Here is a 15,335-nt window from a genome sequence, read left to right as displayed (position 1 = left end):
GCGGTCGGGCTACTTCCCGACCAGCTGCGTCAACCGCTCGGCCTCGAAGCTCTCGTCGCGGGCGGCGTCGCCCGGCACGCAGTCCTTCTTGCCGGGCTGCTTCGACAGCGCCTCGATGGCCTGCCAGAGCAGCGCGATCTGGTGCTCCTGGCCGGCGGCGTTGTCGATCAGGCCGCGCATCGCGAGCGACAGCGGGTCGTCTTCCAGCGTGATGCCGTAGGCCGAGAACTTGCTCTCCGTGCCCGTGACATCGGCGCTGGTGCCCGATTTCGACGGGATGATGCGCGCCGGGATGCCGACCGCCGTGGCGCCCGCGGGCACCGGCTTGATGACCACCGCGTTGCTGCCGATCTTGGCGCCGTCGCCCACCACGAAGCCGCCGAGCACCTTGGCGCCGGCGCTGACCACGACGTTGCGGCCCAGTGTCGGATGTCGCTTGGTGCCCTTGTAGAGCGAAGTGCCGCCCAAGGTCACGCCCTGGTAGATGGTGCAGCCGTCGCCGATCTCGGCGGTCTCGCCGACCACCACGCCCATCGCATGGTCGAAGAAGACGCGGTCGCCGACCACCGCGCCGGGATGGATCTCGATCCCGGTCAGCCAGCGCGAGACCTGCGAGACGAAGCGGCCGACCCACTTCAGGCCATGGCCCCAGCACCAATGCGCCAGCCGATGCAGCACCACGGCATGCAAACCCGGGTAGAGGGTCAACACCTCCCAGCGCGTGCGGGCCGCCGGGTCGCGGTCGAGGATGCACTGGATGTCGGAGCGCAGGCGCGAAAACATGCTTTGTCGTTATATCGATAGGGGCCGAAAGTCTAAGCCGCCGGGTCTTCGCGCACGGCGGATGGGGTTTTCGGGGCGCCCGGGCGCCCCTGGGCCGCCTCGGTCATGGCCTTGGCGATGCCGCGCAGGATGTGGATCTCCTCCGGCGTCGGCCGGGCCCGGTTGAAGAGCTGCTGCAGCCGCGGCATCAGCTTCTTGGGCGCCTCGGGGTCGAGAAAGCCGATGTCGACCAGCGAACGCTCCCAGTGGTCGAGCATGCCCGCCACCGACCGGGCGTCGGCCGCGGCCGGCGCCGGGGTGGCGTCGCGCACCCCGTAGCCGCCCAGCGCCAGCCGCCATTCGTAGGCGATCACCTGGATCGCGGCGCCCAGGTTCAGCGAGCCGAACTTCGGGTCGGTGGGGATGCTGAGCGCGACGTTGCAGCGGTAGACGTCCTCGTTGCGCATGCCGAAGCGCTCCGACCCGAACAGGAAGGCCACGTGCTGCGCCTCGCCGCCGGCCAGCGGCTCCAGGTGCTCGCGCGGCGTCCGGGTGGGCGGGCCGAAGTCGCGCGGGATCATCGCGGTGGCGCACAGGTGGGTGACGCCGTCGAGCGCCTCGTCCAGCGTCTGGACGATGCGCGCGTTGTCGAGCACGTCCAGCGCCCCGCTGGCGCGCTGGATGGTCTCCTCGCGCCGCAGCACATTGGCCCAGCGCGGCGCCACCAGCACCAGGTCGTCGAAGCCCATGGTTTTCATGGCGCGGGCGGCGGCGCCGACATTGCCGGCATGGCTGGTCTGGATCAGGATGAAGCGGGTGCGCATGGCTGCGGGTAAAATCCCCCGATTCTCGCCGCCCGCATCGCCGGGCCGCTTTTCAGGGGGCCACCGCATCAACCGATCGCCCCTTTTCCGTTCTTCACACAATTCATGTCGTCCCCCAACCTGCACCCCATGCTCAACGTGGCCGTCAAGGCCGCCCGCGCCGCCGGCGCCATCATCAATCGCGCCGCGCTCGACGTCGAAGCGGTGCGCATTTCGCAGAAGCAGGTGAACGACTTCGTCACCGAAGTCGATCATGCGAGCGAGCGAGCGATCATCGAGACGCTGCTCACCGCCTACCCGGGGCACGGCATCCTGGCCGAGGAATCGGGCTCCGAACACGGCGCCAAGGATTCCGACTATGTCTGGATCATCGATCCACTCGACGGCACCACCAACTTCATCCACGGTTTCCCGGTCTATTGCGTGTCGATCGCGCTCGCGGTGCGCGGCAAGGTCGAGCAGGCGGTCATCTACGACCCGAGCCGCAACGACCTGTTCACCGCCACCAAGGGCCGCGGCGCCTTCATGAACGAGCGCCGCATCCGCGTCAGCAAGCGCACCCGCCTCAACGAATGCCTGGTCTCGACCGGCTTCCCGTTCCGCACCGGCGACAACTTCAAGCAGTACCTGGCCATCATGGCGGACCTGATGCCGCGCATGGCCGGCCTGCGCCGCCCGGGCGCGGCGGCGCTCGACCTGGCCTATGTCGCGGCCGGCTTCACCGACGGCTTCTTCGAGACCGGCCTCAACATCTGGGACGTGGCGGCCGGCTCGCTGCTGGTCACCGAGGCCGGCGGCCTGATCGGCAACTTCACCGGCGAGCCGGAGTTCCTCGACCAGCGCGAATGCCTGGCCGGCGCCCCGCGCATCTACGGCCAGCTGGTGCCGCTGCTGGCCAAGTACTCCAAGTTCGCAGGCCTCGACGACAAGCTGCGCGCCAGCGACCGGATGCGCGCGGTCGACCCCACGGCCCAGGGCGGCGACACCTACGCCCGCAGCACCATCGACGCCACCCCGGCCGCGGCGCCCGAAGCCGAGCCGGCCGCCGAGGCGGCGCCGGCGCCGCGCAAGCTCACCCGCATCCGCCGCGACAACCCCGTGACGCCCGCCGAGGGCGACGCCGCCGCGAAGTGATGGAGGCGCCCCGCACGGCCGCCGTCCGCAGCCGTGCCGCCCTGCGCGTGGCGCTGGGCCACTACATCGCCAACGGCATCTCGGTGGCCTTCGGGCTGCTGCTGATCTCCGGCGGCGTGCACCTGCTGCTGGGCACCCTGGCCGCCTCGGCCGCCTCGGTCGGGGTCATCGTGACCGCGCCGCCCGACCTGCCCGCCCCGCGCCGCGGCAAGCTGCTGCAGATGCTGCCGGCGCCGCTGATCGGGCTGCCGCTGTTCTTCCTGGTGCAGCTGCTGCACGCCAGGCCGCTCGAACTCGGCCTGCTGCTGGTGCCGGCCACCTTCCTGGCCTTCCTGGCGATGGCCTGGGGCAAGCGAGGCATCCCGATCGCGATCGCCGTGATGTTCTCGATGGTCTTCTCGATGGCGACGCCCAAGCCCGACGACATGGCCGAGGCGGTGCAGCGCACGCTGTATTTCGGCCTCGGCGCCGGGCTCTACGTGATCTACGCGGTGCTCGCCAACCTGGCGCTCAACGCCCGCTACCGGGTGCAGGTGATGGCCGACCTGCTGCTCTCGCTGGCGGCCCTGATGCGGACCGAGGCGCGCCAGTTCACGCCCCGCGACGACTCCGGCGACATCCGCGAGGTGCCGGCCTCGCTGCTCGGCCAGCTGCTGCGCGAACAGGCCGCGCTGGCCGACCTGCTGCAGGCGGCGCGCGACATCGTGCTCGAGTCGCCGCGCACGCCCTACCGGCAGCGCCTCGCCGGCATGCTGATGACGGTGCTCGAACTGCGCGACCTGCTGCTGGCCAGCGAACTCGATCTCGACGCCCTCAAGACCCATCCCGGCCATGCGGCGGCGCTGGTGGAGATGCGGCGCATCCTGGAGGCCCTGGCCGCCGACACCGCGGCGCTGGCCGACGCCCTGCTTCTCGGACGCCCGCCAGCCACGGTGCCCGACCGCCGGCCGCAGCTGACGGCGATCCACCTCGACGAGGACGCCGCGCGCCCGCGCAGCTACGCCGGGCCGACCCCAGCGATGCTGGCGCGCGGGCTGGCCAGCCGCATCGGCCACATCAACGACGAGGTGCTGCGCCTGTCGGCGCTGGCGCGCGGCGACCGCGAGCCCGACCTGGCGGTGGTGCGGGCCAGCTGGCAGATGTTCGTGAGCCCGACCGAATGGTCGCTGCGGCCCTTTCTGGCCCTCTGGCGCTGGGACGCGCCGCCGCTGCGCCATGCGATCCGCGCCGCGCTGGCGATCGCGGCCGGCTACGGCATCGCGCTGGCCCTGCCCTGGGGCTCGCACGACTACTGGATCCTGCTGACCATCGTGGTGGTGCTGCGGGGCAGCCTCTCGCAGACCCTGGAGCGGCGCAACAGCCGCGTGGCCGGCACGCTGCTGGGCTGCGTCTTCGCGGTGGCGCTGCTGTCGGCCCAGCCGTCGCCGCTGGCGCTGCTGGCCGCCATGACGCTGGCGCAGGCGGTCGCCCACGGCTTCGCGGTGCGGCGCTACCTGGTCACGGCGGTGGCGGCGACCGTGCTGGGCCTGGTCCAGGCCCACATCCTGAACACCGGCATGAGCACCACCTTCGCGCTGTTCGAGCGCGTCGCCGACACCCTGATCGGCGCCGCGCTGGCCTGGGCCTTCTGCTACGTGCTGCCGTCCTGGGAGCGCGGGCAGATCCCGGCGCTGGTGGCGCGGGTGCTCAACGCCCAGGCGCGGCACGCGCGGCTGGCGCTGGGGCTCGGCCAGCTGCGCGCGGTCGGCGTCAGCCCGGAGCTCGAATGGCGGCTGGCCCGGCGCGAGGCCTACGACAGCCTGTCGGCCCTGGTGCAGGCCACGCAACGCTCGCTCTCGGAGCCGCGCGCGGTGCGGCCCCCGCTGGAGCCGCTCGAACACCTGCAGGCCCACAGCTACCAGCTGCTGGCCCAGCTGAGCGCGGTCAAGTCGATGCTGGTGCTGCGGCGCGACCGGCTGACGCCGGCCGAAATCGAAGGCCCGCTGGCCCGCACGGCCCAGCGCATCGAGGCCAGCATCGGCGCCGCACCCACCAGCGGCCCGGTGATGCCCGAGGGCGCGCCCGCCACCACGCTGGCCGGCCCGATCCCGCTGCCCGACCCCTTCGACAACGACGTCACGCCCTGGCTGCTGCGCCGGCTCGATCTGGCGACCGGCATCGCCGCCCAGCTGCGCGACGACGCGGCGCGCATCCTGCAGCCCGCCGCCGAGGACAGCCCCCGGACCGCCGCATGATGACGACCCTGCTCGCCTACCCGTGGTCCGCCCCGCTGCTCGCCGCCTTGCTGGCGGTGCCGCTGGCGCTGCTGGGCCACCGGCTCGCCGGCCTGGTGCTCGAGCGCCTCACCCGCTCGGTGCCGACGCTGCACGCGACCCTGCTGGCGATCAAGCGGCCGGCGCTGTTCGTGCTGCCGCTGGTGGCGCTGCAGCTGGTCTGGCAGGCGGCGCCCGAGGACCTGCGCTTCGTCGGCAACGTGCGCCACCTCAACGGCCTGGCGCTAATCGGGGCGGCGACCTGGCTGGCCGTGCGGGCGGTCAGCGGCTTCGCCGAAGGCATGGTCAAGCAGCATCCGTCGGACGTGCGGGACAACCTCCAGGCACGCCGCATCCTGACCCAGGCGCGGGTGCTGGCGCGCACCGCCAACACCGTGCTGGTGGTGGCCGGGGCGGCGCTGATGATGATGACCTTCCCGGGGGCGCGCCAGGTCGGCGCCAGCCTGCTGGCCTCGGCCGGCGTGATCGGCATCGTGGCCGGCCTGGCCGCCAAGCCGGTCTTCAGCAATCTCATCGCCGGCCTGCAGATCGCGCTGGCGCAGCCGATCCGCCTCGACGACGTGCTGGTGGTCGAGGGCGAATGGGGGCGGGTCGAGGAGATCACCGGGACCTTCGTGGTGCTGCGCATCTGGGACGACCGCCGTTTGATCCTGCCGCTCACCTACTTCATCGAGAAGCCGTTCCAGAACTGGACCCGGCACGATTCGCAGCTGCTCGGCTCGGTCTTCGTCTACGCCGACTACGGCATGCCGCTGGCGCCGCTGCGGGCCGAGGTCGAGCGCATCGTCAAGGCGGCGCCCGAATGGGACGGCCGCTTCTTCAACCTGCGCGTCACCGACGCCACCGAGCGCACGATGCAGATCCGCGTGCTGTGCACCGCGGCCTCGTCGGCGCTGGCCTTCGACCTGCGCTGCACGGTGCGCGAGGGATTGATCGCCTTCATGCAGCGCGAGTACCCGCAGTTCCTGCCCCGGATGCGGATCGAGGACGACGGCGCCCGTCCGGCGGCGCCGGCGCAGCGCTGAGCCGCAGCACGCCGCGGATCGCCTCGATCAGGAGGCGCGCGCCCTCCCCGGTCTCGCCGCTGCGCCGCCGGGTCATCCCGACCGCGCCGTCGGTGCTGGCCGTGTCGATCGCCAGCCGGACCAGTTCGCCGCGCCCGACATAGCCCTCGACGGCGCCCTGCGGCGCGAACCAGACCGTATCGGTGCGCTGCAGCAGCCCGAAGGCGAAACTGGTGTCGGTGGCTTCCACCAGGCAGCGCGGCGGCGCCATGCCCTGCGCCAGCAGCAAGCCGTCCGCCGTGTGGCGAATCGAGGTGCCCGCCACGGGCATCACCATCGGCAAGCCCGCCAGCGCATCGAGCGCCAGCCGCGGCGCCGCCGCCAGCGGATGGCCGGGCCGCACGACCATCAGCAACGGTTCGTTGTAGAGCTGTTCGAAGGCCAGGTCCGCCATCGCCGAGGCCTGCGCGAGGCGGCCCAGCACCAGGTCGATCTCGCCCTGGCGCAGTTGGGTCATCAGCTGCGCGTTGGTGCCGCTGACCACCCGGACCCGCAGGGCCGGCTGCGACGCCTGCAGCGCCGCCACGGCCGCGGGCAGCAGGTTGGCCGCCATGTTGGGCAGGGCGCCGACCGCGACGCTGACCTGGTCGCCCTCGGGCTGGTCGAGCGCGAGGCCGAAGCCTTCGCGCAGGCCGCGCAGGGCGGCGACCGCGTGCCGCACCAGCACCTCGGCCGCCGGCGTCAGTTCGACGCCGCGGCGGCGCCGCAGCAGCAGGGGCCGGCCGACGATGTCCTCGAGTTCGGCGATGGTCTTGGAGACGGCCGGCTGGGTCAGCGCCAGGGCCTTGGCGGCGCGCACCAGGTTGCGTTCCTGCGCCACCATCGCGAGGCATTGGAGATGCCTGAGCTTGAGACGAGAAAAATTCATGGCAGACATGCAGCGCCTCCCTTTGGCTGGATGGTCAAAATATAACCAACCGGAATAGCTCGTGGAACAGCTTTCAGTTGTGCCGCCCCGGTGCTGCTCCTAGAGTGGTGGCCAGGACATCGGGCGCCGCGGGCGCCGACCACGGAGACCAGAACCCATGACGACGCTTTTCCCTTCGGGCGCGCTGCGCCGCCTCGCCCTGGCGGCCGCCTGCGGCCTGCTGGCCGCGGGCCCCCTGGCCCCGGTCGCCCATGCCGACCCCGCCTGGCCCGCCAAGCCGGTCAAGCTGGTCACCAACTTCCCTGCCGGCGGCCCGCTCGACATCCTCGGCCGGGCGCTCGCCGAGCCGCTGCAGAAAGACCTCAAACAGCCGTTCATCGTCGACAACCGGCCCGGTGCCGGCGGCAACATCGGCGCCGACCTGGTCGCCAAGAGCCCGGCCGACGGCTACACGGTGCTGCTGACGATCGACAGCACCTTCACCATCAATCCGCATCTCTACGCCACGATGCCCTTCGCGGCGAAGGACCTGAAGCCGCTGATGATCTTCAGCTCCTCGGGCCTGACCTTCGGCGCCGGCAGCGCGGTGGCGGCGAAGACGCTGCCCGAGTTCGTGGCGCAGAGCAAGGCCGAGGCCGTCACCTTCGGCTCCGCCGGCAACGGCAGCCCCGGCCACATCGCCGCCGAGATCTTCGCCACCGCGACCGGCGCCAAGATCACGCACGTGCCGTACAAGGGCAATGCGCCGGCGGTGATGGCGCTGCTGTCGAACGAGGTGCAGGCCGGCATCCTGGCCACGCCGGGGCTGCTGTCGCAGGTGCAGGCGGGCAAGGTGCGGGCCCTGGCCGTGACCGGCCGCCAGCGCTCGCCGCTGCTGCCGCAGGTGCCGACGGTCGGCGAACTGGGCCTCAGGGAGCTCGAATTCGAGGTGCTCTACATGGCGATGGTGCCGGCGGCCACGCCCGAGCCGGTGATGCAGACGCTGCGCCAGGGGCTGCAGTCCGCGCTGGCCCTGCCCGAACTGAAGTCGCGCCTGACCACCCTCGACATGGTCGCGCTCGGCGAAACCGGCCCGGCGGCATCGCAGCGCCTGGCCGCCAGCGGCGAGCGCTACGGACGGATCGTCAAGGCCACCGGCATGAAGGTGGACTGAGTGCGCGATCGCCCCGCATCAGCCGCCGGCCGCCCCGCGCCGGCCGCGATCGGCCTTGGGCAGATCCGCCTCGCCGGCCATGCGCTCGGCGCGCGCCTGCAGCAGCCGCAGCGCCTCGTCGAGCCGGGCGGCGGTGTCGGCGTCGAGCGCCGCCATCAGTTCGCCGTTGATCTGCGCCACCAGCGGAAAGAGCTCGTCGTACAGGGCTTGCCCGCGTGCCGTCAGGCCCAGCACCACCTGCCGCCGGTCGCCCGCCGGATGGGTGCGCGACAGCAGTCCCTTGGCCTGCAACGATCCCACCGCCTTCGAGGTCCGGGCCCGGTCGAGCTGGGCATGCCCGGCCAGCTGCGAGGAGCTCAGCTCGCCGCGGCTGGCGAGCGTGGCGATCAGCCGCCACTCGCGCCGCGTGATGCCGAAGCGCCCTTCGCAAAGGCGGATGACCATGCTCCCGCCGACCGCGATCAGGCGCGAGAGGCGGTACAGCAGCAGGTCGTCCAGGGGTCGGCGTGGCGCGCTCATCTAGTGGTTAATCCTTGGAATGGTTGATTAGAACAATCGGATGGCACGACTCTAAAGTCGATCCCAAGGAGACACGCACCCATGCACCACGCATTCGACCGCCGCCGCGCACTCGCGGCCCTGGGCGGCCTGGCACTGGCACCCTTCGCCCGCGCGCAAGCCTTCACCCCCGGCCAGCCGATCAAGGTCCTGATCGGCGTGCCGGCCGGCGGCACGCAGGACGTGCTGACCCGCGCCATCGCTCACGAAGTGCGCGAATCGCTCGGCCCGCTGATCGTCGACAACCGCTCGGGCGCCTCGGGCCGCATCGCGGTCGAGGCGGTCAAGACCGCCGCACCCGACGGCCGCACGCTGCTGCTCGGCACCGCCAGCATGATGACGATGTTCCCGAGCGCCTACGCGAAGCTCTCGTACGACCCGATCAAGGACTTCGTGCCGATCATCAACGCGGCCCGCTTCGAACTCGCGCTGGTCGTGAACAAGGACGTGCCGGCCCACACGCTGGCCGAGTTCATCGCCTGGGCGCAGGCGCAGGGCGACAAGCTCAGCTTCGGTTCGTACGGCGCGGGCACGCCCTCGCACTTCCTCGGCGAGATGCTCAATCGCTCGGCCGGGCTGAAGATGGTCCATGTGCCGTATCGCGGCTCCACGCCGGCGCGGCAGGACGTGATGGGCGGCCAGATCCCGGTGTACTTCGACACCGTCGGCGGCGCGCTGCAGATGCAGCCCGGCGGCCGCGTGAAGGTGCTCGCGACCAGCGGCGAGAAGCGCTCGCCGCTGATGCCCGACCTGCCGACCTTCACCGAGGCCGGGCTGAAGGGCGTGGTCGCGACGGCGTGGTTCGCCTACTTCGCGCCGCTCAAGACGCCGCAGCCGATCGTCGACAAGCTGCGCGCCGAGTTCACCCGCGCCGTCAATTCGCGCGAGGTGCGACAGCAGCTGCTGCAGAACGGCATGTATCCGGTGGGCGACGGCCCCGAGGCCTTGTTGAAGACAATGCGCGAGGACACCGCCCGCTGGGGCGGCATCATGAAGGCCGTGAACTTCCAGGCCAACGACTGACCCTGCCTCGCATCGGAGCCCCCATGTTTTCTCGTCGATTGTTTCCCCGCCTCGCCGCCGCCCTCGCCCTGGGCACCGTGGTGCTCGGCGCCCAGGCCCAGGCCCTCGAAGGCGGGCCGCTGCACATCGTGGTCGGCTATGCGGCCGGCGGCGCCACCGACCGCGTGGCCCGCATCGTCGGCGACAAGCTGCAGGCCAAACTCGGCGTGCCGGTGATCGTCGACAACAAGCCCGGCGCCGGCGGCCGGCTGGCGGCGCAGCAGGCCAAGGCCACGCCGGCCGGCCAGAACGTTCTGATGCTCGCCAATCCGGCCGTGATGGTGGTGGCGCCGCTGGTCTACAAGGACAACGGCTACGACGCCGAACGCGACTTCGTGCCGGTCTCGCACGTCAACGACTACGAGTTCGCGCTGGCGGTGTCGACCGCGGTGCCGGTGCGCGAGCTGTCGCACCTGCTGGCCTGGATGCGGGCCAACCCCGAGAAGGCCAACTTCGGCGTTCCCGCCACCGGTAGCCTGCCGCATTTCTTCGGCCTCATGATGGGCGACAAGGCCAAGGTGCGGGCCGAGGTGGTCGGCTACCGCGGCTCGGGCCCGCTGCTGACCGACCTGATCGGCGGCCAGGTGCCGATTGCCTTCGACACCTTCGACGTCGACCTGCCGCAGCACCAGGCCGGCAAGATCCGCATCCTGGCGGTGTCGGGTGCCAGGCGCTCGCCCTTCGCGCCGGAGATCCCGACCTTCAAGGAGGCCGGCCTCGACCTGGTCGCCACCGGCTGGAACACCTTCTTCGCCCCGGCCACGATGCCGAAGGACAAGGTGGCGCGCCTGTCGCAGGCGATCCGCGAAGTGATGCAGGACCCGGACACCCAGCGCCGCTTCAAGGACACGCTGATGACGCCGGTGGTCAGCACCCAGGCCCAGACCGAGGCCATGCTCAAGGCCTACCGCGCGCAATGGGCGCCGGTGGTGCAGAAATCCGGCTTCCAGCCCTGAAACCCATGCAACGACCCAACATCATCTTCATCGTGGCCGACGACCTCGGCCATGCCGACCTGGGCTGCTACGGCGGCCGCGACGCCGCCTTCGGGCCGGTCTCGCCGGTGCTCGACGGCCTGGCGGCCAAGGGCATCCGCTTCACGCAGGGCTACGCCAACTCGCCGGTCTGCTCGCCGACCCGCTTCGCGATGATCACGGCGCGCTACCAGTACCGCCTGCGCGGCGCGGCCGAGGAGCCGATCAACAGCAAGAGCCGCGGCAGCGCCACGCTCGGCCTGCCGACCGACCACCCGACCCTGCCCTCGCTGCTGCGCGGCGCCGGCTACCGCACGGCGCTGGTCGGCAAGTGGCACCTGGGCTTTCCGCCCAACTTCGGCCCGCTGCGCTCGGGCTACGAGGAGTTCTTCGGCCCGATGTCGGGCGGCGTCGACTACTTCACGCACTGCGACTCGAGCGGCCGGCACGACCTCTGGTCGGGCGAGGAAGACTGCCCGCAGGAGGGCTACCTCACCGACCTGCTCTCGCGCCGCGCGGTCGACTACGTCGAGCGGATGGCGCAGCAGGAGGCGCCCTTCTTCCTGAGCCTGCACTACACGGCGCCGCACTGGCCGTGGGAGACGCGCGACGACGCGGCCAAGGCGCCGGCGGTGAAGGACAACCTGTTCGACCTCTCGGGCGGCAACATCCACACCTACCGCCGCATGATCCACCACATGGACGAGGGCATCGGCTGGATCATGGCCGCGCTCGAGGAGCACGGCATGGCCGACAACACGCTGGTGGTCTTCACCAGCGACAACGGCGGCGAGCGCTTCTCCGACAACTGGCCGCTGGTGGGCGGCAAGATGGACCTGACCGAGGGCGGCATCCGGGTGCCATGGATCGCGCATTGGCCGCAGGGCATCTGCGCCGGCGGCGTGACCGAGCAGCCATGCATGACGATGGACTGGTCGGCGACGATGCTCGCCGCCGCCGGCGTGGCGGCCGACCCGCGCTACCCGCTCGACGGCGTGTCGCTGCTGCCCGTGCTGCGCGACGCCGGCCAGACCTTCGCGCGGCCGCTGCACTGGCGCATGAACCATTGCGGCCAGCGCGCGCTGCGCGACGGCGACTGGAAGTACCTGCAGGTCGACGGCAACGAATACCTGTTCAACATCCCGGCCGACGAGCGCGAGCGGGCCAATCAGGCCAAGAAGGAACCCGAACGCCTGGCCGCGATGCGCGCCGACTGGCTGGCCTGGAACGCCACCATGCCGCCGATCCCGGAGGATGCGACGGTGAGCCTGGGCTATTCGGTCAAGGACATGCCGCAGCGCTGAGCCGGCGCCGGGCCGCCCGGCAGCATCAGCTGGCCTGGTAGCGCTGGGCGGGGCGCTGGGCCGATGCGCGCAGGAAGTGCACGGTCTGCGAGAGGGCCGCGAGGCCGGTCGCGAGATGCTTCAGAAGCGGCACGAAGACCGACGGTTCGTTGCGGTTCAGGTGGCTGGCGTCGTCATTGGCCAGCTCGCGTTCGAAGGTGTCGGTGAACTTCGGATTGCGATGGAAATAGGCGTTGGAGTGAGTCATGGGCCCTATTTTAAGGGTTTACCCTAGATTTCAAGCCCTTCCAGGCCCGACAACCCCCGCGGAATCCGGGCCTCTGTCACGTTTCGGCGCCGGAATGGGGCCTGAAATCAGAGCGGTCGCACCGGCATGCAGAGCTGGCAGGCAATGGCGCCGGACTCGGAATCGATGCTGAAGTCGCCGGGGTAGATCTCGATCGGCGGGGCGTCGTCGGGCTGGTAGCCGCTGTCGGGCAGCCAGTCGACCAGGCCCACCCAGGCGCCATGGATCTCGGCCGAAGTGCCATGGAAGGCCGTGCAGGCGTGGAGGCCGCCGCGCCACCGATGCACCCCGATCTCGCCCGCCGGACGAAAGCCCTCGTCGACCTCGATGCAGGCGTCGTAGCGGCATTGGGCGGGCGGCGTGACATCGGCGTTGTCGTGGGCCATGCCGTACATCGGACGCGGCGGCTGGGTCAGGCCCTGCTGCTCGCACCAGGCCGCGAAGCGCTGCCAGGTGCGCACGATGCCCGGGGTGCCGTAGGGGCCCACATGTCGCAGGCAGGCCACCCGGACCGCCGGCAGCCGCTTCAGTTCGACCTTGGGCGGCGGGTCGACGCGGCGGGCGGCTTGGTGGATCGCACCCAGCTGGTCACGGCGCCGCTCGGCCCAGTCACGAAAAGCGCCCCTGCGCCAGGCGGTCGGGGTGACGCCGAAATGGGCGCGGAAGGCGCGCGAGAACACGGCGGCCGAACCGAATCCGACCTCGAGCGCGATCGCCAGCACCGGCTCGGGCGGCACGCGCTGCAGCCGCGCCGCCGCCACCTCCAGGCGACGCCGGCGCACCCGGTCGGCCAGCGTTTCACCGGTGATCGCGTGGAAGACGCGATGGAAATGCCAGGCCGAGAAGTTCGCCACCGAAGCCAGCACGGCCAGATCGAGCGGCTGCCCCAGATGGCTGTCGATGTGGTCGGTCACGCGGTGGATGCGCGCGACATAGGCCTGGCGTGGATCGGGCATGCTTGACTCCGATTCAATTTAGATATATCTTTTGCCAATCAGATAATTACTTCAAGGACACACCATGCGAGATCGCAGACACTTTCTACACAGCAGCCGGCGCGCCGAACACGGCGACGGGCTCGGCGGCGGCCGGGCCGAGGCAGGCGACCACCGCGGCGGGCGCGGCGGCGGCGGCCGGGTCTTCGGCCACGGCGGCCTGCGCTTCGTGCTGCTGCAGCTGATCGCCGACAAGCCGAGCCACGGCTATGAGCTGATCAAGGCCATCGAAGAGCGCCTCGGCGGCCGCTACAGCCCCAGCCCCGGCATCGTCTACCCGACCCTGACATTGCTCGAGGAACTGGGCTACGTCAGCGTCGATGCCGCCGACGGCGGCGGGCGCAAGCGCTACAGCGTCACCGCGGGCGGCCTGGATTACCTCACCACCCATCGCGCGACCACCGACGAGATGATGGCCCGCATGGCAGGCGGCGTCGACGGTGCCGGCCCGCGCGCCGGCCGTCCGCCGCAGGTGGTGCGCGCCATCGAGAACCTCAAGCTGGCGATGCGCCTGCGCCTCGCCGGCGCCCCCCTCACCGAACAACAGGCCCACGAATTCGCCGCGGTGCTCGACCACGCCGCCCAACAACTCGACCGCATCGGAAACGCATGAACGACACTTCCATCGCCTCCTCCACCCCCGACCGGCTGCCGCGCCGGGTGCGCCACGACCTGCGCTTCCGCAAGCTCGAGGTCCGTGCCGTGCAGCGCCTCACGCCGCACCTGATCCGGATCACGCTCGGCGGCGACGACCTCGCCGGCTTCACCAGCCCGGGCTTCGACGACCACGCCAAGATCTTCTTTCCCGATGCCGTCACCGGAAAGCTCACGGTGCCGACCGCCGGCCCCGAAGGCCCGGTCTGGCCGCCCGGCGCGAAGCCGGCGATGCGCGACTACACGCCGCGCCGCCACGATGCCCAGGCCGGCACGCTCGAGATCGACTTCGCGCTGCACGACGCCGGTCCGGCCACGCAATGGGCCGAAGCGGCCCGCCCCGGCGACGTGATCGGCGTCGGCGGCCCGCGCGGCTCCTTCATCATCCCGACCGCCTTCGACTGGCACCTGCTGATCGGCGACGACACGGCGCTGCCCGCGATCTCGCGCCGGCTGGCCGAACTGCCGGCCGGCGCGCGCGCCGTGGTGCTGGCCGAGGTCGACAGCGAAGCCGACGAAATCCCGTTCGAAACCCGGGCCGGGCTCGACCTGAGGTGGGTGCACCGCCGCGGCGCCGAGCCGGGCACCGGGCAGCCGCTGCTCGACGCGCTGCGCGGGCTGGCCCTGCCCGCGGGTGACTTCCACGCCTGGGTCGCCTGCGAGTCGAGCGCCGCCAAGGCCCTCCGCGCCCACCTCGTGGGCGAGCGCGGCGCCCACCCCAAATGGGTCAAGGCGGCCGGCTACTGGCGCCGCGGCGCCGCCGCCACGCACGACACCCACGAGGACTGACGCCGGCCGTCTCCCCCAAACGCGCTATGCCGCGCGGCCGTTTGACGATGACGCGCCATGGCCACAAAATTCCATAAACTGAATACTTTGGAATTAGACGGCGCATGCGCCGAGGGGGTTGAGCGATGAGCACCGGACCTGCGCACTGGCAGATCTTGATCGCCGTGCTGACTGGCGCGCTGCTGTTGGGCCTGATGTGGGCATGGCGACGGGTCGCCGGGCGCCGCGAAATGGAACGCCGCATCGAGGCCGCAAGGGTTCGATCGGGCCATGTGCCGCTGGAAATCCCGACCGTGCGCGGCGGCGGCCCCTCGGGCGACTCGGTGCCCGACACCCTGCCCGAGTGGTTCATCCAGGGCAAGGGTGAACACGCGATCGTCGACGAGACGCCGCGCATCCGGGTCCGCTACTTCGATGGCCACGACCGGAAGATCGAATGCATCCTGCAGATCGACCAGCTCGACCTGCAGAAGAAGGTCATCGTCGGCCACGGCGAGCTGCCGGGCGACACGCGGCGACTGCCGCTGCACCGCATCACCTCGGCGCGCATCGCCGAATCGGGCCAGCGTTTCAACATCGACACCTGGGTCGAGGCCGTGCGCGTGGCTCGCCGCCGGCGCGGCCAGGCCTGAGCG

16 protein-coding genes are annotated in these 15,335 nt (G+C 71.2%); 10 read left to right on the top strand and 6 right to left on the bottom strand.

Annotated elements, in window-relative coordinates:
• Positions 1-9: 9 nt before the first annotated feature.
• On the bottom strand, positions 10-783 hold the full coding sequence (gene cysE / locus QTI33_RS01735; protein WP_286504029.1) for a serine O-acetyltransferase: 774 nt from the start codon (positions 781-783) through the stop codon (positions 10-12).
• A 32-nt stretch (positions 784-815) separates the two neighbouring features.
• Positions 816-1,586 (bottom strand): RNA methyltransferase, encoded by a 771-nt coding sequence (locus tag QTI33_RS01730; protein ID WP_286504027.1) that lies wholly within the window; start codon positions 1,584-1,586, stop codon positions 816-818.
• Between the two features lie 105 nt (positions 1,587-1,691).
• Here QTI33_RS01730 and QTI33_RS01725 point away from each other — a divergent pair, with 105 nt between their 5' ends.
• The 3 genes from QTI33_RS01725 to QTI33_RS01715 are packed head-to-tail and all read left to right on the top strand — an operon-like array spanning position 1,692 to position 6,018.
• The gene (locus QTI33_RS01725; protein WP_286504025.1) at positions 1,692-2,720 is read left to right on the top strand and encodes an inositol monophosphatase family protein; all 1,029 of its coding nucleotides are present in this window, start codon (positions 1,692-1,694) and stop codon (positions 2,718-2,720) included.
• The gene (locus QTI33_RS01720) at positions 2,720-4,954 is read left to right on the top strand and encodes an FUSC family protein (RefSeq protein ID WP_286504023.1); all 2,235 of its coding nucleotides are present in this window, start codon (positions 2,720-2,722) and stop codon (positions 4,952-4,954) included. The genes QTI33_RS01725 and QTI33_RS01720 overlap by 1 nt, the downstream gene beginning before the upstream one ends.
• A complete protein-coding gene (locus tag QTI33_RS01715; RefSeq protein WP_286504022.1) occupies positions 4,951-6,018 on the top strand; it encodes a mechanosensitive ion channel family protein in 1,068 nt (355 codons plus the stop codon). The genes QTI33_RS01720 and QTI33_RS01715 overlap by 4 nt, the downstream gene beginning before the upstream one ends.
• Here QTI33_RS01715 and pcaQ read toward each other — a convergent pair.
• Positions 5,933-6,925, bottom strand: a complete 993-nt coding sequence (gene pcaQ / locus QTI33_RS01710; protein WP_286504020.1) for a pca operon transcription factor PcaQ — start codon at positions 6,923-6,925, stop codon at positions 5,933-5,935. The genes QTI33_RS01715 and pcaQ overlap by 86 nt on opposite strands.
• 157 nt (positions 6,926-7,082) lie before the next feature.
• Between pcaQ and QTI33_RS01705 the strand changes: the two genes are divergently transcribed.
• Positions 7,083-8,078 carry a Bug family tripartite tricarboxylate transporter substrate binding protein gene (locus QTI33_RS01705; protein WP_286504018.1) on the top strand — a complete coding sequence of 332 codons (996 nt, stop codon included), beginning with the start codon at positions 7,083-7,085 and terminating at the stop codon, positions 8,076-8,078.
• Positions 8,079-8,096: 18 nt separating this feature from the next.
• On the opposite strand, the gene QTI33_RS01700 is transcribed toward QTI33_RS01705, so the two are convergent.
• Positions 8,097-8,597 carry a MarR family winged helix-turn-helix transcriptional regulator gene (locus QTI33_RS01700; RefSeq protein WP_286504016.1) on the bottom strand — a complete coding sequence of 167 codons (501 nt, stop codon included), beginning with the start codon at positions 8,595-8,597 and terminating at the stop codon, positions 8,097-8,099.
• 81 nt (positions 8,598-8,678) lie between these two features.
• On the opposite strand from QTI33_RS01700, the gene QTI33_RS01695 reads away from it, so the two are divergent.
• Genes QTI33_RS01695 through QTI33_RS01685 form a run of 3 tightly spaced genes read left to right on the top strand, consistent with a single transcriptional unit; the run spans position 8,679 to position 11,976 of the window.
• Positions 8,679-9,659 (top strand): Bug family tripartite tricarboxylate transporter substrate binding protein, encoded by a 981-nt coding sequence (locus tag QTI33_RS01695; protein ID WP_286504014.1) that lies wholly within the window; start codon positions 8,679-8,681, stop codon positions 9,657-9,659.
• Positions 9,660-9,682: 23 nt separating this feature from the next.
• Entirely contained in the window at positions 9,683-10,654 is a 972-nt protein-coding gene (locus QTI33_RS01690) for a Bug family tripartite tricarboxylate transporter substrate binding protein (protein WP_286504012.1), read from the top strand.
• Positions 10,655-10,659: 5 nt separating this feature from the next.
• Complete coding sequence (locus QTI33_RS01685; RefSeq protein WP_286504011.1) at positions 10,660-11,976, top strand: sulfatase family protein; 1,317 nt, start codon at positions 10,660-10,662, stop codon at positions 11,974-11,976.
• 25 nt (positions 11,977-12,001) lie between these two features.
• Here the strand turns inward: QTI33_RS01685 and QTI33_RS01680 are convergent, their stop codons facing one another.
• Together QTI33_RS01680 and QTI33_RS01675 are read right to left on the bottom strand one after the other, a co-directional pair.
• Positions 12,002-12,223: a hypothetical protein gene (locus tag QTI33_RS01680; protein WP_286504010.1), complete on the bottom strand. Its 222-nt coding sequence runs from the start codon at positions 12,221-12,223 to the stop codon at positions 12,002-12,004.
• A 107-nt stretch (positions 12,224-12,330) separates the two neighbouring features.
• Complete coding sequence (locus QTI33_RS01675) at positions 12,331-13,218, bottom strand: AraC family transcriptional regulator (protein WP_286504009.1); 888 nt, start codon at positions 13,216-13,218, stop codon at positions 12,331-12,333.
• Positions 13,219-13,282: 64 nt separating this feature from the next.
• On the opposite strand from QTI33_RS01675, the gene QTI33_RS01670 reads away from it, so the two are divergent.
• The 3 genes from QTI33_RS01670 (at position 13,283) to QTI33_RS01660 (ending at position 15,332) form a co-directional block, all read left to right on the top strand.
• Positions 13,283-13,870, top strand: coding sequence for a PadR family transcriptional regulator (locus QTI33_RS01670; protein ID WP_286504008.1), 588 nt, complete (start codon positions 13,283-13,285; stop codon positions 13,868-13,870).
• Positions 13,867-14,700, top strand: a complete 834-nt coding sequence (locus QTI33_RS01665; RefSeq protein WP_286504007.1) for a siderophore-interacting protein — start codon at positions 13,867-13,869, stop codon at positions 14,698-14,700. Before QTI33_RS01670 ends, QTI33_RS01665 begins: the two co-directional genes overlap by 4 nt.
• A 125-nt stretch (positions 14,701-14,825) precedes the next feature.
• A complete protein-coding gene (locus QTI33_RS01660) occupies positions 14,826-15,332 on the top strand; it encodes a hypothetical protein (RefSeq protein WP_286504004.1) in 507 nt (168 codons plus the stop codon).
• Positions 15,333-15,335: the final 3 nt, after the last annotated feature.

Source organism: Variovorax davisae, from assembly GCF_030316845.1.
GTDB classification, from domain to species: Bacteria; Pseudomonadota; Gammaproteobacteria; order Burkholderiales; family Burkholderiaceae_C; genus Variovorax; species Variovorax davisae.
This window is presented reverse-complemented; position numbering and strand designations above follow the sequence as displayed.